Here is a 21589-nt window from a genome sequence, read left to right as displayed (position 1 = left end):
AGCGGCTTTGTTCCGCTACTCGTCGATCTCGCGGAGTTTCATTTCCGGAACTATTGGAGCGGATGGACGAACGCGCAATTCGCCGTCCGCCCCCCCGAACACCAAAGGGCGGATGACGCCGGAACCAGGACGACTTCGCAGGACCTGGATCGGCCTAACCGAACGATCTTGCCATCTGAGAAATGACGGCTTTCGCACTGCGCGAATAGTACGAGCCATGGAAATGCTCGTCCACAAAATGGAGCACAAGGAGAGCAACGATCGTGGCCGCCAGCACCCTCATTCGAATATCGTCGCGCCGGGGACTTAACGGCAAGTAAACAGCCAAACCCGCGCGTGGGGGATCAGCGACAGCCCAAACGTCGGTAACGAAAAATTAACCCTGCCCGCGCCACCTTTTCAGCAGATGGAGGGCGCCCAAGAATGCAGGTTTTCAGAATGACGCTGAGTGACGGTGCGAGGACATTCCACATCGCCATTCAGGCACCGGATGCCGCCGCCGCGGAGGCGAAGGCCGCCGATTGCTTCGATACCTCGAAGTGGCAGATTCTGAATATCCGCCGCGCCGGCGTGGTGGCCGCCGGGCCGGAACCGCAATCCGCCGCGGCTTGATCCCTAGGGAATGTGATCCGGCCCTGCCCGCCGCGCTCGTTTTAACCTGCCGCTGCCTTGTCTTCCTTGTCGATACCGCGCGTCACGATCCTGAGCGCGTCATCCGCTAGCGGCCGCTGCAGCCCCTTGGCCTCATCCCATGGCGCGCGCATCCAGACGTCGCGTTCCTCGTCGGTCGTCAGGATCACCGGCATCGCCTTGGGGTGAACGGGCTCGACGATCGCATTCGGCGTCGTCGTGAGAAAACCGTAGACGTTGTGCGGACCGGGGATCGGCTTCGACTTGGTGCCGCGATCGCCCTTGAACTCGGTCCAGATGCCGCCGAAGGCGAACAGCGGCCGATCGTCATGGAGGGCGAACCAGACCACGTCCTTCTTTTTCGTCTCCGGATCGGGCTCCGGCGCGTATTCCGCAAAACTGTTCACCGGCACCAGGCAGCGATTTTCCGGCTTCAGCCAGCCGCGCCAGTGCGGCGAAGAGGTGTTGCGGATGTTGGTGACCGGCGGGCCGCCGGTGCGCGGTGGCGGCGGCATGCCCCAGCGCATCGTCACCAGCTCAGTGCCGTGATCGGTGTTGCGCACGACCGGCGCGGGATAGTCGGGGAATACGCCGGGCATCGGGGCGAGGTTGCCGACGTACCGGTTGACGACGCGAAACAGCCGGCTGATCGCTTCCTGGTTGGTCGTGATCGAATAGAGATTGCACATGTTGCGATCGACGGTACCGGCCGATTAAGCCACTCGCAATTTCAATATGGGCCAGTGACCGTACGGATGCGCAGATCGGTCCGCTTCCGCGGCACATCGCCTATGTCGGCGGCGTTCCGGTATTGAGCAAATTGGAAATGGCGGTCACAAGCTGTGCCGGGGCAAAGGGTTTGGCGAGCAGAACACTGTTGGGGACGCCTTTGGAAGCCCACTCCCCTTCGTGAGTGCCGGTCATATAGATTACGGGCATCGCCGGATCGGTCTCTCTGGCCGCGCGAGCGACTTGCCATCCGTTCAGGCTTCCGAGCAGATTGATGTCGGTCACGACCGCCCGGTATTGCGCTTCATCACCCTGGAGCAGCGCAATGGCTTCCTCGCCGGATGTTGTGATGGCTGATTTGAAGCCGCCGTCTGCAAGCGCATCTTCGACCATGGCCTGGATGAGATGGTCGTCCTCGACGACCAGTATGGTAACCGCATGATCCACTTCAACCGCTCCCTGCAGCAGTGTTGCAGTCCTCCGGGAGAGTAAGTGACGCTGGAAAGGATTGGTTCCGAAATAATGTTCAAAAGTGAACATTTGGCGCAGGGTGCTGCGTCAGGCACGCAGGATCGGCGTCGGCTTCTGCGTGACAGGCCGTGGCTTGATCGACGCAGGCTTCGGCGTTACCGCGGGGCCTGCAGGCCCGCTGAGGCCAGCCATTCCTGCATGTGCGAAGCCGTCTCGGCCTGTCGGGCCCGGCGAATGAGCTCGTCGCGCGCAACGCCCGGCGGGGTGCCGCGCGCTTCCTTGCGCAGGCGTTCTGCCTCTTCCGTCAAACGTTGATCTAGCGGGGCGGTCTGTTTGAAAATGCGTCGCTGCATGGCGCTGCTCATTCCCTGGGGGAGGCGGGCCACGACCGGTGGTCCATCACCGATGGAAGCCACTGGCCGGGCGGTGATGCCAGGACAATACGCCACCGGTACTGCCGGTCTGTCCACTTGTGCACACACAGCGCAAATCGCGGCTCGGCTGGCCCTCAAATTCCGTTTCTTGATCTGGCCACAAATTTCTTATGGTCTACCCTACTGCCTGTTGCTCCCTCGGGAGGCTTGGGAAAATGAAGGCTGGAGAACCGGCGCATTGCCCTACCTGTCACAGCGACCTGACCCTCGTTCGTACGCAGCCAGATCAACCCGGATTCGAGTTGCAAACCTTGCACTGCCCGAGGTGCGATATCACGCATCGCTGGATGGTCAGGAAGCAAGCATCGCCGCCAAGCGGGTCCAGACTTGCCAGCAAGCGAGCTAGGCCCAAAATCCTCGCGCGGTTCTGGAAGAAAAAATAGCAGCGCGTCGGGCGGATTAGCGACAGCGTCATCCGCCATCCGGGCTCGCAGCAACATGGCCCCGGCGCTAGTTCTTCAGAGCATCGTCGCTTGTCGCTGCGTCAACCGAGTCGACAGCGGCCATTGCTCCTTCGGCTTCTTCACTTTGAACCTGCCGGAAGAGAGTCGTAAAGCTCTCGGCAATCCGTCGCCAGGCAGCCCTGTCCGTCTCATTCGTGGCCCGTCGCGCTTGGTCGTGGGCCGCTAGCGCCCGCCGCCAATATTCGGCGCTGTTATCCATGTCGGTATCTGCAATCGGGAAAAATAGGTTCGATCAATGCCAGCAAATTGTCGCATCGGCGACCGCCGGTCAATCCGGCTCTCGGGAAACTCCGGGGTAGTAGATCAGGACCAGGCGTCCGGTACCGACCGAGGACATCAGTCAATCTGAATCAGGACAGTCTTTTTGCAGGGACTTGGGGGACGCTCGGCATGCCCGGTTTTGGTTTGAGCGGTGGCAGGCCGGAGCCGAGTTCGAAAAGCGCCGCGAGAAGGTGGCAGATTGCTTCCAGGACGAGTTCGGCCACCTAACCCTCGCAGAGGGGAATTCGGACGCCTTTGGATAGGTCGGAGGGCCGGGGAAGCAAGTTCAGTCACTTTTGGAGGTGGTCCTGATCACGGAATCAGGAAGCGCGACGTGACCCGCAAGGAGCGCGGTCTGTCAGAAATGGAACTTGATCAAAAGAGCGGGCACGACCGGCGTATTGACGACGGGCGGCCTGGGTTCCTTGTGGGGCACCGTCTGCCCCTTGGCGTTCTTGTCACCGCCGCTCACGAAGTCGAGTTCGGCATCGCGCAAGATCGAGGTCTGGCTGTGCATGGTCCCGCTCCGTGTTTGGCGATATGTCGCCGTTGATCTGGAGCGAGTATGCCGCGGCGCTATCCCGCGGACTGTGACCGCTGTCACGCAGCGTCGCGATCCCGGACAAGCCGCCCCGAGTGAGCGGGCCGCGACGCTTCGCCAGCGCGCAGGGCGGATCAGCGGCAGCGTAGTCCGCCGCTACGACCCTAGCCGGTGCGATAGGCGTCCAACGCGTGCGCCACGAAAACGCCGATGCTGAGGAAGGCCAACAGGGCTGCTATGAACTCGGTCATCGCCGCCTCCCCTGGGTCATGGCCATACCAACGATGGCAGCCGTGAGGAAATGGCGGTAAATCGAATTGAGGATGGCGACTAACATGACCGTTCCCCTTGTTTGAGCTTCCCCTTGTTTGACCTGACATAGGCTACCGGCGCTCTGTTTCAGGACGACTTCGCGACCCGGGAAAACGGTTTCGTCGCGGCCGATCTATTAGGGCGAATTTGCGACAGCGTGATCCGCCGTTCGAACCGACTACAAGATGGCGGTCTTCGCCCCTTCGGCGACAGCGGACAACCGGCTCGATCCGCCCTGCGGACCGACACCTTGGTATGGCTCGCCCTCTTCCTCGGCCCAATCGACCGCAAACACGCCGCAACGTAGCGTCGTCGATGCCGCGGCCGCCAACCCAAGGAGTCCTTTCCATCATGTCGTCGCAACAACAACGCCTGAACTGCGCGCGGCAATCCCCCGAGCTGTTGCTGCCTGAGTATCCACGCAAGAAGGCTTCCGGCTTCACGGACCAAACCACTGCGCACAGCGATGGCGCGTCGAAGCCGCGCGACGGGAGGGTGTGATGAACGTCGTTGTCTTTGGTGCGACGGGGTCGACGGGACGGCTCGTCGTTGAGTCCGCTCTGTCCGCATGCCACGTCGTCACGGCCTTTGTCCGTGATATCAAGCGCATGCCCTTGACGCATCCGAAACTCGGAATCGTCAAGGGCGATGCAATGGATCCAGCCTCGGTGGCATCTGCGGTTCGGGGTATGGATGCGGTCATCTGCACGTTGGGGGCGATACCTCAGGCGAAGGACGATCGGGGTCGACGCCAGCCCGGCGTCCCGGTTTGCTCGGTGGGCACCATGAACATTCTGGCCGCCATGCCACGAGGCCGCGGCCGGCTCATCGTCGAAAGTTCGGTGAGTGTCGGTGAGAGCTACCGCACCGGCAGTTTCGGCGCAGGCTTCCTGGTCAAGCTCGCACTCAAGGAAGTGATGGCAGACAAGGAGAAGCAGGAGGCCGCCGTCCGGGAGAGTGACTGCGATTGGACGATCGTTCGACCGGCAACGCTGACATTCAAGCCTGCTCGCGGAAACCTGAAGGCCGGCACCGACCTGCGCTGGAACATCACCTCAACAGCCACCCGCGCTGATGTGGCCGAGTATCTGGTCAAGATCCTCGATGACCCCGCGACCTTCAGGAAGGCCATAACGGTACGCAACTAGGGCACATGCTCATAAATCTTCGGCGCTCTCCGCCTCGCTCCGATACCGACCGCCTCTGTGCAACAGCCGCAATGTTGCGATGGGCCGTTTGCAGACTTTCGGCGTCGTCGGCGGACTATGCGGGCGGCAAATCGAGGCCGTCGGGTAGCCTGATCCAGAGAACGGTTTGCTCGTCTGTGGAGTGACGGGACAGATGGCCCTTTCCGTGTGTGTCCTCCACCAGCACGAACTCGCCCGCAGGGACCTGCCGCACCTCGCCGTCATCAGTCTCGTACTCGACCGCCCCGGTCAGCCTGACAGTCAATACCCGCGCCGGAACGGTGTGCCAGTCAACCTGTCGCATGCCGGCAGGAATTTGAGTGAATTCCATGCTTGACGCGGGATAGCGCCTGGACACGTGAAACGGCTTGGCACCAGGAGCGACGGTCACCTTTGCCGTCATGGGGATTTCCACTTCACCGAAGTGAGATTCACCGTCCGGGGTTGCGTATATCCGAAGACACTTCATCGGCTGTCACCCGTCGGCTCGCCAGCGGCTCGATCTGCCCTAAGGCCCTTTTTTCCTCCTCCTCAGCCCCAGCTACCAGATCAGGTTTTTCCTCAACTGGACTCGGGAGATGGGTTGCTCCGTCGGAGCAGGGAGAACGGCATTTCCACCGCGCGCGTAGCGGATGATGTTTTCAGCCTGCGTAAAAATAATATCCAGAATAAGCCTGGCGATCGGACGCGCAACAAGGCCCAACGCGGCCGCTAAAACGCCACCGACGAACGGAACGTTTTCGATCGGTTTCATCAAACCCTTGATCAGGGCATCGACCGATACATGACGGTAGTTCTGCGCAAGGTTTTCCTTGTTCATGAGCATCTGGATGGCAGGGCGGCCTTCCTGCCCCGCGGTCAGCACGGTGGCGCTAAATTTGGCTGACCCGACCAGCGCGTCGGCCTCCGCAGCGGCTAGCGGCATCATGCGCAAAATCTCGATATCCGTCGATTTCGGGCCGGTGCAGGTAACGACGAGAGACAGTTCGCCCATTTGAAAGGCAGCCATCATCGTTGCGAGGTAAGCGGCATCCGGCTCCCGTCTTTGGAAATCGACACCCGGGATTTTATCGAGAATGTCGAGCAGCTTGCCAAGATCAGCGGCCTCTGCCGCGCGCCTGGCCATGCTGTCAGCCAGCGCCTTCAAGGCAGCGGCAGCTTCGGTCACGCCTTTCGTAGCTGCACTGACAGCGCCTCGCGCGCCTTCCTTGAGCCACTCAAACATCGCCGCTGCCTCTTGTCGATTCCGGGGAAGCATATGGTGGGCATTTGCTTGATGTCAAAATGCGCCGGTCGCATTTTCGTCAGCGCTGGGGCGGTCTGGAGCGCGTTGCGCGTAGGATGAGCGACAGCGTAATCCGCCGTTCGATCGAAAACCAAAGCGGCGGATTACGCCTTCGGCTCACTCACGTTTCCAGCCATGGCGGTTCATGACAACGCACTGCGGCATTTGTATAGCCAGGGGCTGGGCTTCCCAAACCGCGAGTCAATGCCGTCCTTTACGACGATTTTGCCCTCAGTTGTTATGGATTGGAAAAACCGAATGCGGAAAGCCTTTTCGGTCTGACGATCGTTCTCCTTTAAAAACACAGTCCAGAAGGTCTTCCCATTGAATTCCGCAAATTTCGGATCAGCGTTACGGACAGTAATTTTCAGCATTGAAGATGAGATTATTTCTGCGCCGTCAACAATGGTCGCATAAATCGATTTCGCGCCGAAATCCAGCTCGCGCCTTGCAAGCCCATCAGCATCCCTGGAGAAGATCGTATGAAAGCCGCTGACCGTCGCGGGCTGACCGCAGTTGGCCGACCATGTGCCGGTTAAGCCAAAGCGTCCAGGACGTCCCATGCAGAGTCGGCCGCAATCGCACAGCATGTCGAGAGAAGAAATATGAGGGCTGCCAGTTTCCGTGTCATGCCGCAGCCCGATCTTCCTTAGTCCGCGCGCCAAGCCTATTGGTGAGTGATGGATTTCAACCGCCGAATGGATAGGGTCGGCAAAGGGGAATTCGATGCGATCGTCGAACATATGTTAATAGCAGCAAACTTGGCTCGTGATTAGAGCCGCCAACCGAGGCGGCCCAAAAGTGTGAAAGCATGAAATTCCCGATTGAAAATGGCACCCGCAAGCCACTGACGATATTCGTTGAACTCGAAACGTTGGAAAAAGTCATCCCATCGGGAGGCAAGGCCGTCGTCACGTTGCCCGATAATCCAACATCCTTCCTCGAAGTGCGCGATGGGCTGGTGGTCGTTTGGAACAACGGGCCGGGTGAGGCGACTATTGAGACATGGGACGATTGCTAAAGTCGCCGGGTTGGAAACTCCGTTCACGGACGGAGAACTACGGAGCGGATTAGCGACAGCGCAATCCGCCGTCCGAACCACGACAAATGGCGGATTACGCCTTCCGCCTTCGCACTTTGAGCTACGGCGGACAGGTCGGCTCAATTCGCCCTACGGCCCTGATGAAATTGAGCGATTGCAAAATTCGGGTTCCAAGAAAGAGGCCACCAGAGGCGGCCTACGCTTTGGTCAGAGCCTTCTGGCGGGGTGCCGCAACCCTCTTGCTAGAGGCCGGTTCTGCTAGTGGCGCTTCGCGAGCAAGCCTGTCGCGCTCCACCACACCGGGCAGAGCCATTCGAGCCTCTCTCCAGCGCCGCTCGGCTTCCTTCAACAGGCCTTTGTCGAGCGGGTCGATTTGCTTGAAACGTCGCCCTTCGGTCATAGACCTTCCTTTGCAGGAAAGGGTAGTGACCGACATAGGCCACTCGCAGGTTCAAAATAGGCCACTAACGCAACAGCGCCCCAAAGCCGAATGATGCTTAGTAGCGCTGTGCTAGCCCCGGAAAGTGCAATCCCCCGGTAGCTATCTGTCTGCAGGGACGGGCAAAGGTTCAAAGGATTGTTTTGGAACCGGGGCCGGGGTGCTCGGTCAAGGTGGCAGTTCAACGTCGCGGCCGACGGCACACCAAGTGCCCAGGAGTTATTTTCTGATTTACGGAAATTCCTCTTGACAGCCACCCCAACTCACCTGGCATATCTCTCCCGTCTCATCCCTCTACGAGGGGCGTATCGCGATCGTCCGGACGCGGGGTGGGATGCGGTGGACGCTGAGGTTGCGATTGACGGTCGCGGCTGAAGCGTACGGCGAAAGCGTGTGGTCCTGGCGCCCGTAACGGCGTCAAGTCTTTCGGGAGCCAACGCTTCCGAGGGGCGACGGTGGCAATAGAGGCCGTCTCGCCGGGGAGAGCGCGATATAAGCCGTAAAGCCATTGCGCAGGGAATGTCGGATGCTCTCCGCTGCCCTGTATGCTCGTGTGCGCACTCTTGTTGCACAATTGCACACGAGACCACGGGTGCAGCGCGCACCCGGCATTCCCTGCTCCCTTGTTTTGGGGAGGAACGGTTTGAATCACCCGGGCGCTTGGCGTCGCGGGATCGCGAAGGTGTGTTTCCGTCATCCTGAGGTGCGAGCGCAGCGAGCCTCGAAGGATGCGTGGCCCGGCTGGTGGCCGTCGTCCTTCGAGACGCGGCGAAGGCGCCGCTCCTCAGGATGACGGTCTTAGGCTGAATGGCCGCGGAGGGATGGATCGAGGCGCCAAATCTCCCGGAAATTAACCCTTTACTAACCATACACCGGGCAAAATTTGCCCAGTGAAGTCGAGTGTCGTCAGCCGCGTAGAACGGGAGGAACCCCGTGGACGCCAGTGCGGTGCCTCACTTACGGAGCGGCGGCCCTTCGGCCGCCGCGAAGACGTCTGGCGGCCGCGGCCGCCATTCGCGAGGAGCTGCAAGCATGGTCGACGTCACGGCAGGTCAGGGCACAGGGGCAAGCGGCGGCTTCCCCAGCTTCAGTGAAATCGGCACCATGCTCCGGCGCGGCGATCTTGCGCTGGCCTTCGGCGTCCTCACCATCCTGGTGGTGCTGATCCTCCCGCTGCCCGCGATCGTGCTCGACCTGTTTCTGGCGATCTCGATCACGGTGTCGATCCTGATCCTGATGACGGCGCTGTTCATCCAGGCGCCGCTGGAATTCTCGTCGTTTCCGACCGTCCTGCTGATCTCGACCATGCTGCGGCTGTCGCTCAACATGGCCTCGACCCGGCTGATCCTGAGCCACGGCCATGAAGGCACGGCGGCGGCCGGCCACGTCATCGAGGCGTTCGGCAATTTCGTGATGGGCGGTAATTTCGTGATCGGAATTATCGTGTTCGCGATCCTGGTGATCGTGAACTTCATCGTCATCACCAAGGGTTCGGGCCGCATCGCCGAAGTCGCGGCCCGCTTCCAGCTCGACTCGATGCCCGGCAAGCAGATGGCGATCGACGCGGATCTCTCCGCCGGCCTGATCGACGAAGCCACCGCCAAGCGGCGCCGCAAGGAACTGGAAGACGAAAGCGGCTTCTTCGGCGCCATGGACGGTGCCTCGAAATTCGTGCGCGGCGACGCCATCGCCGGCCTCTTGATCGTCTTCATCAACGTCATCGGCGGTATCATCATCGGCGTCGCCCAGCAGGGCATGAGCTTCGGCGATGCCGCCCGCACCTACACGATCCTGACCGTCGGCGACGGCCTGGTCACCCAGGTGCCGGCGCTGATCGTCTCGACCGCGGCGGGCCTGCTCGTCTCCAAGGCCGGCATCACCGGCGCCGCCGACAAGGCGCTGATGAAGCAGCTCTCCGGCTATCCGCAGGCGCTCGGCATGTCGGCCGGCGTGATGCTGGTGCTGGCCTTGCTGCCGGGTATTCCGATGCTGCCATTCGTGGCGCTCGGCGGCGGCGCCGCTTACCTGGCCTGGAAGGCGCGCAACCACAACCGCGTCACCAAGGCCGCTGAAGCTGCCGAACTCGCCGCGCCCGACATTGCCGCGGCGGCTGCCAGCGCGGCGGCGGAAGAGCCGATCGCCAACTCGCTCAAGATCGACGATCTCAAGATCGAGCTCGGCTATGCGCTGCTGCCGCTGGTCAACGGCCCCGACGGCACCGACCGCCTCACCGAACAGATCAAGGCGCTGCGGCGTTCGCTGGCGGTCGAAATGGGCTTCGTGATGCCCGCGGTGCGCATCCTCGACAACGTCCAGCTCGAGGCCAACACCTACATGATCAAGATCAAGGAAGTCGACGCCGGCAGCGGCAAGATCTGGCCGAACCAGTTCATGGTCATGGACCCCGCCGGCAACCAGGTCGGCGTGCCCGGCATCCACACCGTCGAACCGACTTTTGGATTGCCCGCCACCTGGGTCGATGCCAGCCTGAAGGAAGAGGCGTCGCTGAAGGGCTATACCGTCGTCGACGCCGCGACCGTGCTGTCGACGCATCTGACCGAGCTGTTGAAGAACAACATGTCGGACCTGCTGTCCTATGGCGAGGTGCAGAAGCTGATCAAGGACCTGCCGAAGGAACAGGGCGAACTGGTCAAGGACATCGTGCCGAGCCAGGTCACCATGTCGGGCATTCAACGCGTGTTGCAGCTGCTCTTGTCCGAGCGGATCTCGATCCGCGACCTCTCCACCATCCTGGAGGGCATTGCCGACGCGCTGGCGTTCTCGCGCAACCCCGCCACCATGGTCGAGCACGTCCGCGCCCGGCTGGCGCGCCAGATCTGCGCCCAGAATACCTCCTACAACGGCTATCTGCCGCTGATCGCGCTGTCGGCGCGCTGGGAGCAGGCGTTCGCCGAATCGATCGTCGGCAGCGGCGAAGACCGCAGCCTCGCCATGCAGCCGTCAAAACTGTCGGAGTTCATGACCGCGGTGCGCGTCAGCTTCGAGCGCGCCGCCCAGGAAGGCGAGGCGCCGGTGCTGGTGACGTCGGCGGCGATCCGCCCGTTCGTGCGTTCGCTGGTGGAGCGGTTCCGCGCCCAGACCACCGTGCTGTCGCAGGCCGAAATCCACCCTCGCGCCCGGCTGAAAACGGTCGGCAGCGTTTAGTTCCGCCGCGAAAATCGATAAGGGGGCCGCGAGGCAATTTCGCCACAGGCAAACGGTTTGTTACAATCCGGCAAGGTGGTCGATTTTGCGTCCCGACAGGCCAGGGCACGTCTAACAATCTGTAATTGTTTTATTATTTGTCATTTTGGGCAGCCATCGCCGCTCAGTGATCGCGGCCGTTCAAGTCTTTTCACTGGCTTGTGATCGCATCTGTGGAACGAAACCGCGAATTCCTACGTTTCCTGTGTCGAGACGTTGAACCTGTTTGTCGAGTTGGTTGTCTAATTCGACACAGGGGAAGGCGGGCAGGAGACTTCCATGAACCACTCGATCTACAGCGCAGACCGCACGACCCATCTCAAGATTGTGGTCGTAGCTTTGGTCGTGGGCATCCTGGTCGCCGGCTTCGGCATCTCGGCACGCACCACTTCGGAGGAAGGTTTCCAGCAGACCGCGAGCACCCGCGTGATGAAGGCCGGCAAGCCGGTCGTGGTCACGAGCTCGGGCAATTCGGTCGTACGCTAACAAAAGGAATTCACGAATTCACGCGGCTCTTTACAGCCCCCCAAAGTCGCCACGTGAAGTACTAGAAGACCCCAACTACCCCCAAGTTGACTACGAAAACGCCCGCTCCCCACGGGCGTTTTCTCTTTATGGGGGTCCCCAATTACAGGGGTCCAAAGTCAGCGCGTCGGAGAGGCCGGCACCGTCTCGATCAGCTTGCCGGCGAAGACCGGCGGCAAGTTTGGCTTGCCGTCACGCGATCCGCCGGCCTGCTCGACCGTCACCGCGTAGGTCGCGGCGTTGATCGTGCCGGCGTCGTAGGACGCCAGCACGTTGCGCGCGGTGAACTCGCTGCCGCCGATCACGCCCAGCGAGCGCGGCTGCGGCAGCTTGTCGGAGACCAGCCAAAGCTCGAAGCTCTTGCCGGCCTCCGCATCGGCGTTGACCTTGCGGACGGTGAAATTTTTGGTGGCGGCGTCGACCGTGAGGATGAACGCCGGCGAACCGCCGTTCCGCTGCAATATCGCAACGTACTGCGCCGACGGCGGCGCCGGCAGCGGCGGCGACTTGACCTCGACCACCTGCGTGCGGATCTTGGGACGCAGTGCGTTGGGCAGCGAGTCCGGCGAATAGACCTGCAGGCCGAGCATCGCGATCAGCGCCGCGGCCGCAGCCGTCGCGAACGACGCCAGATTGCGCCAGCGCTTCACCCGGCCCGACAACTGGACGACGTTGGAATTATCAGCGGCCTGGGTCATTTCGGCCATCAGGGGATCCACCGGCGGCGGAGGCGCGGCGGCTTCCGGCGGCGGAGCAGCGGCGGCTTCCGGCAGCGCCAGCGGCACCTGCGGTCCGGCATGTCCGATCGCGCGTTGAATATTCTCCCAGACGATCGGCCGCGGCTCGACCGAGCCGACCATCTGGTTGAGGACGCCGAGCCTGTACTCCCACGCCTGGACCACGGCGGTGAATTCCGTGTCGACGGCCATCATGGCTTCGACCTGCGCGCGCTCGTCGGCGTCGAGGGTGCCGAGCGCATATTCCGCGGCGAGCGCGATATGGTCTTCGGTATGGGCCATCATCTAACGTCCAGGACACCTTTCAAGAACTCAAAAACCAAAAACTCAAATCCAAAACTCAAAGCCCGAGACATTCCCGGATATCCATGATGCTGCGGCGCAGCCACGTCTTCACCGTATTCACCGGCGTCTCGAACTTGGCGGCCAGCTGCTCGCGGCTCCAGCCGTTGTAATAGGCCAGCAGCACCAGCTTCTGCCGATCCGGCTCCAGACGGCCGACGCATTCCAAGAGCCGCTTCAGCTCTTCCGTCATCTCGCGCCGCGCCAGCGGATCGGGTGAATCGGCGGCCACTTCCATCGCGGTCGGCTCCTCCTCGATCGAGGCCTCGGTCTTCTTGCGCACGACATCGATCGCCCGGTTGCGCGCGATCGCCGCCATCCACGTTATCGGTGAAGCAAGCGCCGGATTGAATTGTCCGGCGCTGTTCCAGATCTTGACGTAGGCCTCCTGAATGACCTCCTCGGCGAGATCCTGTCGGCGCAAGATACGGAGGACGACACCGAAGAGTTTCGCGCGCGTGGCGGCGTAAAGCCGCTCGAAAGCAGCTTCATCCCCCTTCGCAACAGCGGCAATCAGCCAAACCAGCTCGGCTGGCGTCAGCATTCAGCGTCCCCCAAAATCGCGATCCCCCATCGCGCTTTACGCCGGGAGCATCGAGAACCCTCCTAGCATACCTTGCAGCAAACCAGCCACCAAGACGGCTGTCTGTGGACATTATCAAAGAAAAACCCGGACCTTGCGGCCCGGGTTGTCGATGATCGGATGAGAGAAGGTCAGGCGTCAGGCGATGGCGCCGAGCCGGGCGCGCATCAGACCGATGGAGTCCATGTCGGCCTGCTCGCGGGCGTTCTCCTCGGCGCGTTCGCGCGCCTGGTCACGCTCGTCCAGCAGTTCGACCTTCTTGAGCTCCTCGAAGGCTTCGCCGAGCAGAGCCTTGGCATCCTCGAGCTGGATGCGCAGTTCGTCGGCCGAACGGGTCAGGTTCTCGCGCCGCTGGATCGCCGCCTTGGCATAGGTCGGATAGGCGAAATGGGTCGGATCGTTGATGCCGGCCCGGTCCTGCTCGGTCTGGATTTCGCGCTCGAGGTCAACAGACATGCGCTGGAAATCAGCGATCATGCCTTCGATCTGGGTAACCCTTCGGCGCTTCTCATCGACCTGAAACTTCTTCAGGCGGATCAGCGTTTCACGTGACTTCATCGACTCATACTCCCCAGAAGTCCCAATCTTAACGCGGGACAAAGCCGGCTTCCCCCGGGGGCCCCGCCAGCAAGACTATTCATGTGCCGGGGATGATGGCCTGACAAAGTTAGCGTTCCGTTTCCAAACTAGTCAGGATCTGCGCCAATTGCTGGTAGCCGTCGGCGAGGCTTGCTTTTTCGCCCTTGCCCTGCCGCAAAAACCCTTCCAGTGGCTCGTGCAGCCGGATCGCCTCGTCGACCTCCGGGCTCGACCCCGCCCGGTACGCGCCGAGCCGGATCAGTTCCTCCATATCGGCGTAGGTCGCCATCACCTGGCGCCCCCGCATGATCACGGGAAGATAGGCCGGATCGGCCGATTTCGGCATGGTGCGGGAGACCGATTTGAGGACGTTGATCGCGGGAAAACGCCCGCGCTCGGCGATCGATCGCTGCATCACGACGTGACCGTCGAGGATGCCGCGCACCGCGTCCGCAATCGGCTCGTTATGATCGTCGCCGTCGACCAGCACGGTGAAAATGCCGGTGATGGTACCGGTGCTGGTGCCCGGCCCTGCCCGCTCCAGGAGCTTCGGTAGTTCAGTGAACACCGTCGGCGTATAGCCTTTGGCGGTCGGCGGCTCACCCGCCGACAGCCCGATCTCGCGCTGCGCCATCGCAAAGCGCGTCACCGAATCCATCAGGCACAGCACGTCCTTGCCTTCATCGCGAAAATATTCTGATATCGCGAGCGTCAGATAGGCCGCCTGCCGGCGCATCAAGGCCGGCTCGTCGGAGGTCGCCACCACCACGACCGAACGCGCCAGACCCTCGTCGCCAAGGTCGTCCTGCAGGAATTCCTGCACCTCGCGGCCGCGTTCGCCGATCAGCCCGATGACCGTGATATCGGCATCGACGTTACGCGCCAGCATCGACAGCAGCACCGATTTGCCGACGCCGGATCCGGCGAAGATGCCGAGCCGTTGGCCGCGGCAGCAGGTCAGGAACGTATTCAAGGCGCGCACGCCAAGATCGAGCGGGGCGCCGACCCGCTGGCGCGAATGCGCTGGCGGCGGCGAGTTCCGATACGGCATCGGCGATGGCCCCTGCGTCAGCGGCCCCTTGCCGTCGATCGGTTCCCCCATCGCGTTGAGCACGCGGCCGAGCCAGGATGGCGAGGGCCGCACCTGCCCCGCGGCATTGGCGATCACGGCGCGGCAGCCGCGCCTGACGCCCTCGAGGCCGGCGAACGGCATCACCACCGCATTGTTCCCGGAGAAGCCGATCACCTCGGCCGGAATGAAGCTGCCGCCGGTCTCGATCACGATCCGGGCGCCGACCGACATCGCATGGATCGGCCCCGCGATCTCGACCATCAGCCCGCGCACGCCGATCACACGGCCATATATATTGACGCCGTCGACGTCGCCGATCTGTTCCGCGAGTGCCTTCATTGCGAAAACCTTAAGTTTCCGCGTGTTTGAAAGGGGCGCTTAACCTCGTGTTTACCCGCATCGTTAATCATTGCGTCACTGTCTTTGGTGACTGAGAGCGCTCGCCCATCAGAAGAAGGATGAGTCGCGGGAGTCGGTTAGGCCCGTCTCTTAATGTGGAACTTGAACGAGAACGGTAAGGAAAAGCTGCTTCGACGCAACATCTTACGGCGATTCGATAAAAATTGCACGGTTAGAGCTTGCGAACACGAATCAGTATTTGTTAACCATATGTCGTCAGGATCCGAATCAGTTGTTCAAAGGCGTTTTGAGTGCCGCAAGTGCGGCCGACCTGACGCCCGGAGCGGCGACTATAGGGGACTGGCATGCGCGTTTTGCTGATAGAAGATGACAGCGCCGTCGCGCAGTCGATCGAGCTGATGCTTAAATCCGAGAGTTTCAACGTCTATACGACGGATCTCGGAGAAGAAGGCGTCGATCTCGGTAAGCTTTACGATTACGACATTATCCTTCTCGACCTCAATTTGCCCGACATGTCCGGTTACGACGTGCTCAAGCAGCTTCGGGTGTCGAAGATCAAGACCCCCATTCTGATCCTCTCCGGCCTCGCCGGCATCGAGGACAAGGTCAAGGGTCTCGGCGTTGGCGCCGACGACTACATGACCAAACCCTTCCACAAGGACGAACTGGTCGCCCGCATCCACGCGATCGTGCGCCGTTCCAAGGGTCATGCGCAATCGGTGATCCAGACCGGCGATCTCGTCGTCAACCTCGACACCAAGACCGTCGAAGTCGGTGGCCAGCGCGTCCATCTGACGGGCAAGGAATACCAGATGCTGGAGCTGCTCTCGCTCCGCAAGGGTACCACGCTCACCAAGGAAATGTTCCTCAACCACCTCTACGGCGGCATGGACGAGCCCGAGCTGAAGATCATCGACGTCTTCATCTGCAAGCTGCGCAAGAAGCTGGCGAACGCTTCCGAAGGCCGCAACTTCATCGAGACCGTGTGGGGCCGCGGCTACGTGCTGCGCGAGCCGCACGAACAGGAAGAACGCATTCCCGCCTGACCTTAGGTTTACGGCGAGCCGCAAGGCTCACTCCTCCCGACTGGACCCCGCCGCGAATGGCGGGGTTTTTGTTTTTGGGCGGAATGTTGTTTGGCAGATTCTTTGGGATTGAACCGACGTCTCCGATGCACCGACCAATGGGTCGTGCGAACGTGGGAATGGGTCGAGTCGGGGCGTCATCAATGATCTTGCAATCCCTCGCCGGGCTGCCGGCGTTTCTGGTCTATTTCTGTACGGCGCTGGTCGCCGTGGCCGCCTACCTCTTCGCCTATACCCGTGTCACGCCGCATGACGAGTTCCTGCTGATCCGCGACAACAATCCGGCAGCGGCGATCGCGTTGGGGCTCAGCCTGCTCGGCTTCGCGCTGCCTTTGGTCAGCGCCATCGCCCATTCCGCCAATGTCTGGGATTGCCTGATCTGGGCTGTCGTCGCGCTGATCGTGCAGATCATCGTCTTTTACCTCGTCAAGATACCGGTGCCGAACCTGTCGCAGCGCATCGCAGGCGGCGAACTTGCCGCCGCCATCTGGCTTGGCCTAGCCTCGCTGGCCGCGGGCGCACTCAACGCCGCCAGCATGATCTACTGACCATGGCGAACAAGCCCCCCAAACGCACAAGCGAATTCGGGACGCGCAAACCATCGGTGCCGCCTGTGCCGCAGTCGTCGGGCCCGCCGGCCAAGCGTTCCGGCCACGTCGCGCTGTTTCTGATGGGCACGCTTGCGGTCGGCAGCGTCGCCTACACGCTGATGCCGCGCAACAAATGCGAGCCTTCGCCGAACACACCGCAGCCGTCGCTGCTGCAAAACAGCGCCGCCGAATGCCAGCAGCGCGGATCTTCATCCAGCAGCTCCGGCGGCTCCGGTGGTGGATGGTCCTCATCCTCACGCAGCAGCTATTACGGCAGCGATTCGTCCACGAGCCATTCATCCTCTTCATCCTCGGGCATCTCCGACTCCGGCTCGCACAGCGCGCAGCGCGGCGGCTTCGGTTCGTTCGGGCACGCCGTCGGCTTCTCGGGTGGCTGAATTCCATGCAGCGCATCTCCTGCCCCGAACGTGACGACTGGCGTGCCACCGCCGAAAGCGCCGGCTTCACTTTTCACACTATCGACGGCGAGCGTTATTGGGACGAACGGGCCTATTACGCGTTCACGCTGAACGAAATTGAACGGCGGATCGAGGCGCCCACCGGCGAGATCGAGGCGATGTGCCTCGAGGTGGTCGGCCGCGCGATCAACGACGAAAGACATCTCCGCCGGCTGAAAATACCAGAAGCCTTCTGGCCGCTGCTGTCGGCGAGCTGGCACCGCCGCGACGCAAGTCTCTATGGCCGGCTGGACCTCAGCTACGACGGTTGGAGCCCGGCGAAACTGCTGGAGTACAACGCGGATACGCCGACCTCGATCTTCGAAGCGGCGGTTTTCCAGTGGACCTGGCTCGAACAGGCGATGGAGCGCAACATCATCCCGAAGCGCGCCGACCAGTTCAACTCGATCCATGAACGGCTGATCGACGCCTGGAGAAAACACGGCGGCGCAAAGCACCTGCATCTGACCGGGATGACCGACAATGCCGAGGACGCCGGCACGCTGGCCTATCTGCAGGACACCGCGAGTCAGGCCGGATTGAAGACCACGCTGATGGACATCAAGGACGTTGGCCTCGGGGGCGATGGCCGGTTCGTCGATCTCGAGGATCGCGGCATTGAGCTTGCCTTCAAGCTCTACCCCTGGGAATGGATGTTTCAAGACACGTTCGGCGCAAATCTGTCGAGCGCGCCGACGCGCTGGATCGAGCCGCCGTGGAAAGCGATCCTGTCCAACAAGGGCATTCTTCCGCTGCTCTGGGAGATGTTCCCAAAACACCCCAATTTGCTGCCGGCCTATTTCGAGGACGATCCGAAGGCGGCAATGCTCGGCTCCTCCTTCGTGCGCAAGCCGCTTTATTCGCGCGAAGGCGCCAATGTTACGCTCGTCAGCGCCGGCTCGACGCTGATGGAACAGCAAGGCCCGTATGGGGCGGAAGGATTCATCCTGCAGGGTTTCGCGTCGCTGCCGAGCTTTTCCGACCAATACCCGGTGCTTGGAAGCTGGCTGATCAATCACACACCGTGCGGACTATCGATCCGCGAGGACGAGAATCCGATCACCGGCAACACGTCACGGTTCGTGCCGCACGCGATCCTCTAGCTGATGTCGATAGACCGATAGATCAGCGCGCCGAAGCAATCGACCTCGGCGCCTGCGGCACCAGGGTCGCTATTCCGGGGCGCACAACAGTTGGTGCTGCGTTCGGACGATAGAGCCCGCGCCGATCCGGATAGGGCTTGAAGGCGTTGGTGATTCCGACCACGGATTCGGCGGCCCCCAGCGCCAGCACGCCATCGGGCTCGAGCATCCGCGAGATGCGTTCGAAGATTTTGGCTTTGGTGTCCTGGTCGAAATAGATCAGGACGTTGCGGCAGAAGATCACGTCGAACGTGCCGAGGTGAGAAAAATCCTGCAGCAGGTTCAACTGACGGTGCTGCACCATGCTGCGGATGTCGGCGTTGAGCTGCCACAGCTCGCCATTCTGCGTGAAATATTTCACCAGCATCTGGATCGGCAGGCCGCGCTGCACCTCGAACTGGCTGAAGATGCCGGCCTTGGATTTTTCCAGCACGGCGAGCGAAAGGTCGGTCGCGACAATCTCGGTGCGCCAGCCCGCCAGCATGGCGCCGGCCTCCTTCAGGCACATCGCAATCGAATATGGCTCCTGCCCGGTGGAGGAAGCCGCGCACCAGATGCGCAGGGAACGACGCGCCGCGCGCGCCTGCGCCAGCGCCGGAAGAACCGCCTCTTTCAGATGATCGAACGGAAGCTTGTCCCGAAAGAAGAAGGTCTCGTTGGTGGTCATCGCTTCGACCACCTCGGCCGTCAGCGCCTCGGCGCCGACCTTCATCTTCTGAACGAGCTCGGGGATACCGGCAAGGCTCTCCTTGCGTGCCAGCGGCACCAGACGGCTCTCGACCAGATATTGCTTGTCGGCGGACAGGTCCAGCCCGGAACGCTCTTTCAGAAGCTTACGCAGATACTCATAGTCCTGAGGCGTCACGAACGATCTCCCGAAAACAACCGAACCAGTTTCGGCGCGATCTGATTGAGCGGCAATATCGCGGCGCAAATGCCGGCATTCGCGGCCGCACCCGGCATGCCCCACACCACACTCGTCGCCTCGTCCTGGGCAATCACGCTGCCGCCGGCCGCGACGATATCCTTGCCGCCGCGCATGCCGTCGGAGCCCATGCCGGTCAGGATCACAGACATGATGCCGCCCTGCCAGACATCGATCGCGGAGGTGAACAGCGGATCGACCGCAGGCTTGCAGAAATTCACTGGCGGTCCGTCGTCGAGCGCGATTGCCGCCTCGGCGCCATGACGCACTACTTTCATGTGACGGCCGCCCGGCGCGAGATAGATCCGGCCGGCCTTGACGATTTCGCCATCGACCGCCTCATGCGCCGGCCGCCGGCTCGAACGCGCCAGATGCTCGGCGAGAATCGTGGTGAAGGTCGGCGGCATATGCTGCGTGATCAGAACCGGGAAACGGTCGATCACCGGCCCGATTTCGGTGACCAGCGACATCAGCGCCTGCGGGCCACCGGTCGACGAGCCGATCAGGAGCACGCGCGGCGCCAGCATGCTGAACGGACGGCGTGCCGGCGCCGGATGTGCAGCCGGTGCCGGCGAAGCCAACGGCGCACGGGCTGCGGTTTCCCGCAGCTTGTCGTGGTGAGCCGGCGCCAGCGGCGGACTCGCCGGCGCGTGTGCATGCGCACTGCGGCGGATCTTGGCGCCGAGGTGACGGATCTTCTGAATCAGATCGTGGCGAAAAGTTTCGGCGGCGGAAGCCTCGCGCGTGCTTTCGGGCTTTGGAATGTAGTCGGAGGCGCCAAGCGAGAGCGCCTTGAAGCTGATCTCCGCATTGCGGCGGGTCAGCGTCGAGGCCATGATGATGATGAGATCGCGCTTCTTCGCCAGCAGTTTCGGCAGCGCGGAAATGCCGTCGAGCTCCGGCATTTCGATATCGAGCACGGCGACGTCGGGATTGATGCGTTCGAGCTGGTTGACGGCGTCGAGGCCGGTGCGCAGGGAGGCGACGACCTCCATATCCGGCTCAGCTCCGATCCAGCGCGAGATCATCCCGCGGATGACGACGCTGTCGTCGACCACCATAACACGCAGCTTGTCCTGCCGTGTCGAAGTCGGAGCCGGGGCACTTGTCAACGCAGTACTCATTACTTCACCAGGAACGACTCGAACGGCACACTTAGCAAGGAAAGGCCGAGGGCCGTTGAGCCGCCGGATCGAAGCACTTCTTATTTGAGCATGATCTTTTCGAAAAACCGGTTTCCACTTTTCCGGATCATGCTCCGCAGATCAGATCAGGCCGACTTCCTGGAACTTCGCGGTGACGATGTCCTTGTCGAACGGCTTCATGATGTATTCGTTGGCACCGGCGTGCAGCGCGCGTGCGATGTGCGCGACATCATTTTCGGTGGTACAGAACACCACCTTGGGCGCATCACCGCCGGGCATGCGGCGCAGATTGCCGAGGAATTCATAACCGTCCATCACGGGCATGTTCCAGTCGAGCAGGACGGCCTCGGGCATGGCGCGCTTGCAGGCGTCCAGCGCTTTCGCGCCGTCCTCGGCTTCGATGATCTGGAAATCAAGACCTTCCAGGATACGGCGTGCGACCTTTCGAATGACGCTTGAGTCATCGACGACGAGACATGTTCTCATTTTCGGCCTCTACTTCCATTCCCCAAAGGGGGACGTTTCCAAACGTTACGTACGCTTCGCCTTGCTTCTGCTTCTTATGCCGCCATCAGATCCGGCACGATTTCGAGGACGCGATCGACATCGAGGACGACCATGAGCTGGCCGTCGAGGCGGTGGACGCCGCCGGCGAGCTTGGCCATGCGGGGATCGAGATTGACGGGGTTTTCCTCGCGGCTGTCGTCCGGCAGCCGGAGCACCTCGCCGATCTGGTCGATCAAGAGGCCGTAGGACTCGCCGCGCAGGTCGACGCCAACCGCCATCGGCGGCTTGCCGTCGTCGTTTTTGGGCAGCCCGAGCCGGGCGCGCATGTCGACGACCGTGACGATGCGGCCGCGCAGGTTGAGCACGCCGGCGATCTCGGCCGAGGACAGGGGAACGCGGGTCAGCCGTTCCGGCATGAACACGTCCTGGACGCGGGAGATCGGCAGGCCGAACAATTGCCCGCCGATCAATGCGGTGACGTATTCGACCACGGTGCCCTCGATGGTGTCGGTCTTGGTTGTCATGATGTCTTGCCTTTGG

Annotated in this window: 24 protein-coding genes; 9 read left to right on the top strand and 15 right to left on the bottom strand. The window is 61.8% G+C overall.

The features are described 5' to 3' along the window. Positions 1-423: 423 nt before the first annotated feature. Positions 424-612 carry a hypothetical protein gene (locus JQ609_RS01200; protein WP_212271720.1) on the top strand — a complete coding sequence of 63 codons (189 nt, stop codon included), beginning with the start codon at positions 424-426 and terminating at the stop codon, positions 610-612. A 41-nt stretch (positions 613-653) separates the two neighbouring features. Here the strand turns inward: JQ609_RS01200 and JQ609_RS01195 are convergent, their stop codons facing one another. From JQ609_RS01195 to JQ609_RS01180, 4 genes are all read right to left on the bottom strand, one after another. After that, positions 654-1319, bottom strand: coding sequence for an SOS response-associated peptidase (locus tag JQ609_RS01195; RefSeq protein ID WP_212271719.1), 666 nt, complete (start codon positions 1317-1319; stop codon positions 654-656). 100 nt (positions 1320-1419) lie between these two features. Next, the gene (locus tag JQ609_RS01190; RefSeq protein WP_212271718.1) at positions 1420-1899 is read right to left on the bottom strand and encodes a response regulator transcription factor; all 480 of its coding nucleotides are present in this window, start codon (positions 1897-1899) and stop codon (positions 1420-1422) included. Positions 1900-1985: 86 nt separating this feature from the next. Beyond that, positions 1986-2183, bottom strand: a complete 198-nt coding sequence (locus JQ609_RS01185) for a hypothetical protein (RefSeq protein WP_212210160.1) — start codon at positions 2181-2183, stop codon at positions 1986-1988. A 1164-nt stretch (positions 2184-3347) separates the two neighbouring features. Beyond that, on the bottom strand, positions 3348-3506 hold the full coding sequence (locus JQ609_RS01180) for a hypothetical protein (protein ID WP_212210159.1): 159 nt from the start codon (positions 3504-3506) through the stop codon (positions 3348-3350). Positions 3507-4342: 836 nt separating this feature from the next. On the opposite strand from JQ609_RS01180, the gene JQ609_RS01175 reads away from it, so the two are divergent. Continuing rightward, entirely contained in the window at positions 4343-4990 is a 648-nt protein-coding gene (locus tag JQ609_RS01175; RefSeq protein WP_212271717.1) for an NAD(P)-dependent oxidoreductase, read from the top strand. Positions 4991-5105: 115 nt separating this feature from the next. Here JQ609_RS01175 and JQ609_RS01170 read toward each other — a convergent pair whose 3' ends face one another. From JQ609_RS01170 to JQ609_RS01160, 3 genes are all read right to left on the bottom strand, one after another. Beyond that, complete coding sequence (locus tag JQ609_RS01170; RefSeq protein WP_212271716.1) at positions 5106-5498, bottom strand: hypothetical protein; 393 nt, start codon at positions 5496-5498, stop codon at positions 5106-5108. Between the two features lie 72 nt (positions 5499-5570). Next, complete coding sequence (locus JQ609_RS01165; protein WP_212271715.1) at positions 5571-6254, bottom strand: hypothetical protein; 684 nt, start codon at positions 6252-6254, stop codon at positions 5571-5573. 203 nt (positions 6255-6457) lie between these two features. Continuing rightward, positions 6458-7057 (bottom strand): hypothetical protein, encoded by a 600-nt coding sequence (locus JQ609_RS01160; protein ID WP_212271714.1) that lies wholly within the window; start codon positions 7055-7057, stop codon positions 6458-6460. Positions 7058-7125: 68 nt separating this feature from the next. On the opposite strand from JQ609_RS01160, the gene JQ609_RS01155 reads away from it, so the two are divergent. The 3 genes from JQ609_RS01155 to JQ609_RS01145 all read left to right on the top strand — a co-directional run bounded on the left by JQ609_RS01155 (position 7126) and on the right by JQ609_RS01145 (position 11485). Continuing rightward, on the top strand, positions 7126-7335 hold the full coding sequence (locus JQ609_RS01155; protein ID WP_212271713.1) for a hypothetical protein: 210 nt from the start codon (positions 7126-7128) through the stop codon (positions 7333-7335). 1492 nt (positions 7336-8827) lie between these two features. Further along, positions 8828-10960: a flagellar biosynthesis protein FlhA gene (flhA, locus tag JQ609_RS01150; protein WP_212210154.1), complete on the top strand. Its 2133-nt coding sequence runs from the start codon at positions 8828-8830 to the stop codon at positions 10958-10960. Positions 10961-11278: 318 nt separating this feature from the next. Further along, positions 11279-11485: a hypothetical protein gene (locus tag JQ609_RS01145; RefSeq protein WP_212210153.1), complete on the top strand. Its 207-nt coding sequence runs from the start codon at positions 11279-11281 to the stop codon at positions 11483-11485. 158 nt (positions 11486-11643) lie between these two features. Here the strand turns inward: JQ609_RS01145 and JQ609_RS01140 are convergent, their stop codons facing one another. The 4 genes from JQ609_RS01140 to fliI form a co-directional block, all read right to left on the bottom strand. Then, entirely contained in the window at positions 11644-12543 is a 900-nt protein-coding gene (locus JQ609_RS01140; RefSeq protein ID WP_212271712.1) for an anti-sigma factor domain-containing protein, read from the bottom strand. A 58-nt stretch (positions 12544-12601) separates the two neighbouring features. Continuing rightward, positions 12602-13147 carry a sigma-70 family RNA polymerase sigma factor gene (locus tag JQ609_RS01135; RefSeq protein ID WP_212271711.1) on the bottom strand — a complete coding sequence of 182 codons (546 nt, stop codon included), beginning with the start codon at positions 13145-13147 and terminating at the stop codon, positions 12602-12604. A gap of 177 nt (positions 13148-13324) precedes the next feature. Next, positions 13325-13744, bottom strand: a complete 420-nt coding sequence (fliJ, locus tag JQ609_RS01130) for a flagellar export protein FliJ (RefSeq protein ID WP_212271710.1) — start codon at positions 13742-13744, stop codon at positions 13325-13327. A gap of 109 nt (positions 13745-13853) precedes the next feature. Further along, entirely contained in the window at positions 13854-15176 is a 1323-nt protein-coding gene (gene fliI / locus JQ609_RS01125) for a flagellar protein export ATPase FliI (RefSeq protein WP_212210151.1), read from the bottom strand. A 365-nt stretch (positions 15177-15541) separates the two neighbouring features. Here fliI and ctrA point away from each other — a divergent pair, with 365 nt between their 5' ends. The 4 genes from ctrA to JQ609_RS01105 all read left to right on the top strand — a co-directional run bounded on the left by ctrA (position 15542) and on the right by JQ609_RS01105 (position 18433). After that, positions 15542-16243 carry a response regulator transcription factor CtrA gene (gene ctrA, locus JQ609_RS01120; RefSeq protein WP_015688285.1) on the top strand — a complete coding sequence of 234 codons (702 nt, stop codon included), beginning with the start codon at positions 15542-15544 and terminating at the stop codon, positions 16241-16243. A gap of 182 nt (positions 16244-16425) precedes the next feature. Then, the gene (locus JQ609_RS01115) at positions 16426-16830 is read left to right on the top strand and encodes a DUF350 domain-containing protein (protein WP_212210150.1); all 405 of its coding nucleotides are present in this window, start codon (positions 16426-16428) and stop codon (positions 16828-16830) included. A gap of 2 nt (positions 16831-16832) precedes the next feature. Next, positions 16833-17270, top strand: coding sequence for a hypothetical protein (locus JQ609_RS01110; protein ID WP_212210149.1), 438 nt, complete (start codon positions 16833-16835; stop codon positions 17268-17270). 5 nt (positions 17271-17275) lie between these two features. Continuing rightward, the gene (locus tag JQ609_RS01105) at positions 17276-18433 is read left to right on the top strand and encodes a glutathionylspermidine synthase family protein (RefSeq protein WP_212271709.1); all 1158 of its coding nucleotides are present in this window, start codon (positions 17276-17278) and stop codon (positions 18431-18433) included. Positions 18434-18455: 22 nt separating this feature from the next. Here the strand turns inward: JQ609_RS01105 and JQ609_RS01100 are convergent, their stop codons facing one another. The 4 genes from JQ609_RS01100 to JQ609_RS01085 form a co-directional block, all read right to left on the bottom strand. Then, positions 18456-19337, bottom strand: a complete 882-nt coding sequence (locus JQ609_RS01100) for a protein-glutamate O-methyltransferase CheR (protein ID WP_212271708.1) — start codon at positions 19335-19337, stop codon at positions 18456-18458. Further along, positions 19334-20521 (bottom strand): chemotaxis response regulator protein-glutamate methylesterase, encoded by a 1188-nt coding sequence (locus tag JQ609_RS01095; RefSeq protein WP_212271707.1) that lies wholly within the window; start codon positions 20519-20521, stop codon positions 19334-19336. Before JQ609_RS01095 ends, JQ609_RS01100 begins: the two co-directional genes overlap by 4 nt. Positions 20522-20662: 141 nt before the next feature. Continuing rightward, the gene (locus JQ609_RS01090; protein WP_192739881.1) at positions 20663-21028 is read right to left on the bottom strand and encodes a PleD family two-component system response regulator; all 366 of its coding nucleotides are present in this window, start codon (positions 21026-21028) and stop codon (positions 20663-20665) included. A 74-nt stretch (positions 21029-21102) separates the two neighbouring features. Continuing rightward, a complete protein-coding gene (locus tag JQ609_RS01085; RefSeq protein ID WP_212271706.1) occupies positions 21103-21573 on the bottom strand; it encodes a chemotaxis protein CheW in 471 nt (156 codons plus the stop codon). Positions 21574-21589 lie beyond the last annotated feature (16 nt).

Source organism: Bradyrhizobium sp. AUGA SZCCT0169 (assembly GCF_018130085.1).
Lineage (GTDB): Bacteria > Pseudomonadota > Alphaproteobacteria > Rhizobiales > Xanthobacteraceae > Bradyrhizobium.
This window is presented reverse-complemented; position numbering and strand designations above follow the sequence as displayed.

Bases quoted from the DNA above. Each gene is read 5' to 3' on its own strand.
- JQ609_RS01200 (WP_212271720.1), top strand. From the start codon at position 424: ATGCAGGTTTTCAGAATGACGCTGAGTGACGGTGCGAGGACATTCCAC.
- JQ609_RS01195 (WP_212271719.1), bottom strand. From the start codon at position 1,319: ATGTGCAATCTCTATTCGATCACGACCAACCAGGAAGCGATCAGCCGG.
- JQ609_RS01190 (WP_212271718.1), bottom strand. From the start codon at position 1,899: ATGTTCACTTTTGAACATTATTTCGGAACCAATCCTTTCCAGCGTCAC.
- JQ609_RS01185 (WP_212210160.1), bottom strand. From the start codon at position 2,183: ATGCAGCGACGCATTTTCAAACAGACCGCCCCGCTAGATCAACGTTTG.
- JQ609_RS01180 (WP_212210159.1), bottom strand. From the start codon at position 3,506: ATGCACAGCCAGACCTCGATCTTGCGCGATGCCGAACTCGACTTCGTG.
- JQ609_RS01175 (WP_212271717.1), top strand. From the start codon at position 4,343: ATGAACGTCGTTGTCTTTGGTGCGACGGGGTCGACGGGACGGCTCGTC.
- JQ609_RS01170 (WP_212271716.1), bottom strand. From the start codon at position 5,498: ATGAAGTGTCTTCGGATATACGCAACCCCGGACGGTGAATCTCACTTC.
- JQ609_RS01165 (WP_212271715.1), bottom strand. From the start codon at position 6,254: ATGTTTGAGTGGCTCAAGGAAGGCGCGCGAGGCGCTGTCAGTGCAGCT.
- JQ609_RS01160 (WP_212271714.1), bottom strand. From the start codon at position 7,057: ATGTTCGACGATCGCATCGAATTCCCCTTTGCCGACCCTATCCATTCG.
- JQ609_RS01155 (WP_212271713.1), top strand. From the start codon at position 7,126: ATGAAATTCCCGATTGAAAATGGCACCCGCAAGCCACTGACGATATTC.
- flhA (WP_212210154.1), top strand. From the start codon at position 8,828: ATGGTCGACGTCACGGCAGGTCAGGGCACAGGGGCAAGCGGCGGCTTC.
- JQ609_RS01145 (WP_212210153.1), top strand. From the start codon at position 11,279: ATGAACCACTCGATCTACAGCGCAGACCGCACGACCCATCTCAAGATT.
- JQ609_RS01140 (WP_212271712.1), bottom strand. From the start codon at position 12,543: ATGGCCCATACCGAAGACCATATCGCGCTCGCCGCGGAATATGCGCTC.
- JQ609_RS01135 (WP_212271711.1), bottom strand. From the start codon at position 13,147: ATGCTGACGCCAGCCGAGCTGGTTTGGCTGATTGCCGCTGTTGCGAAG.
- fliJ (WP_212271710.1), bottom strand. From the start codon at position 13,744: ATGAAGTCACGTGAAACGCTGATCCGCCTGAAGAAGTTTCAGGTCGAT.
- fliI (WP_212210151.1), bottom strand. From the start codon at position 15,176: ATGAAGGCACTCGCGGAACAGATCGGCGACGTCGACGGCGTCAATATA.
- ctrA (WP_015688285.1), top strand. From the start codon at position 15,542: ATGCGCGTTTTGCTGATAGAAGATGACAGCGCCGTCGCGCAGTCGATC.
- JQ609_RS01115 (WP_212210150.1), top strand. From the start codon at position 16,426: ATGATCTTGCAATCCCTCGCCGGGCTGCCGGCGTTTCTGGTCTATTTC.
- JQ609_RS01110 (WP_212210149.1), top strand. From the start codon at position 16,833: ATGGCGAACAAGCCCCCCAAACGCACAAGCGAATTCGGGACGCGCAAA.
- JQ609_RS01105 (WP_212271709.1), top strand. From the start codon at position 17,276: ATGCAGCGCATCTCCTGCCCCGAACGTGACGACTGGCGTGCCACCGCC.
- JQ609_RS01095 (WP_212271707.1), bottom strand. From the start codon at position 20,521: ATGAGTACTGCGTTGACAAGTGCCCCGGCTCCGACTTCGACACGGCAG.
- JQ609_RS01090 (WP_192739881.1), bottom strand. From the start codon at position 21,028: ATGAGAACATGTCTCGTCGTCGATGACTCAAGCGTCATTCGAAAGGTC.
- JQ609_RS01085 (WP_212271706.1), bottom strand. From the start codon at position 21,573: ATGACAACCAAGACCGACACCATCGAGGGCACCGTGGTCGAATACGTC.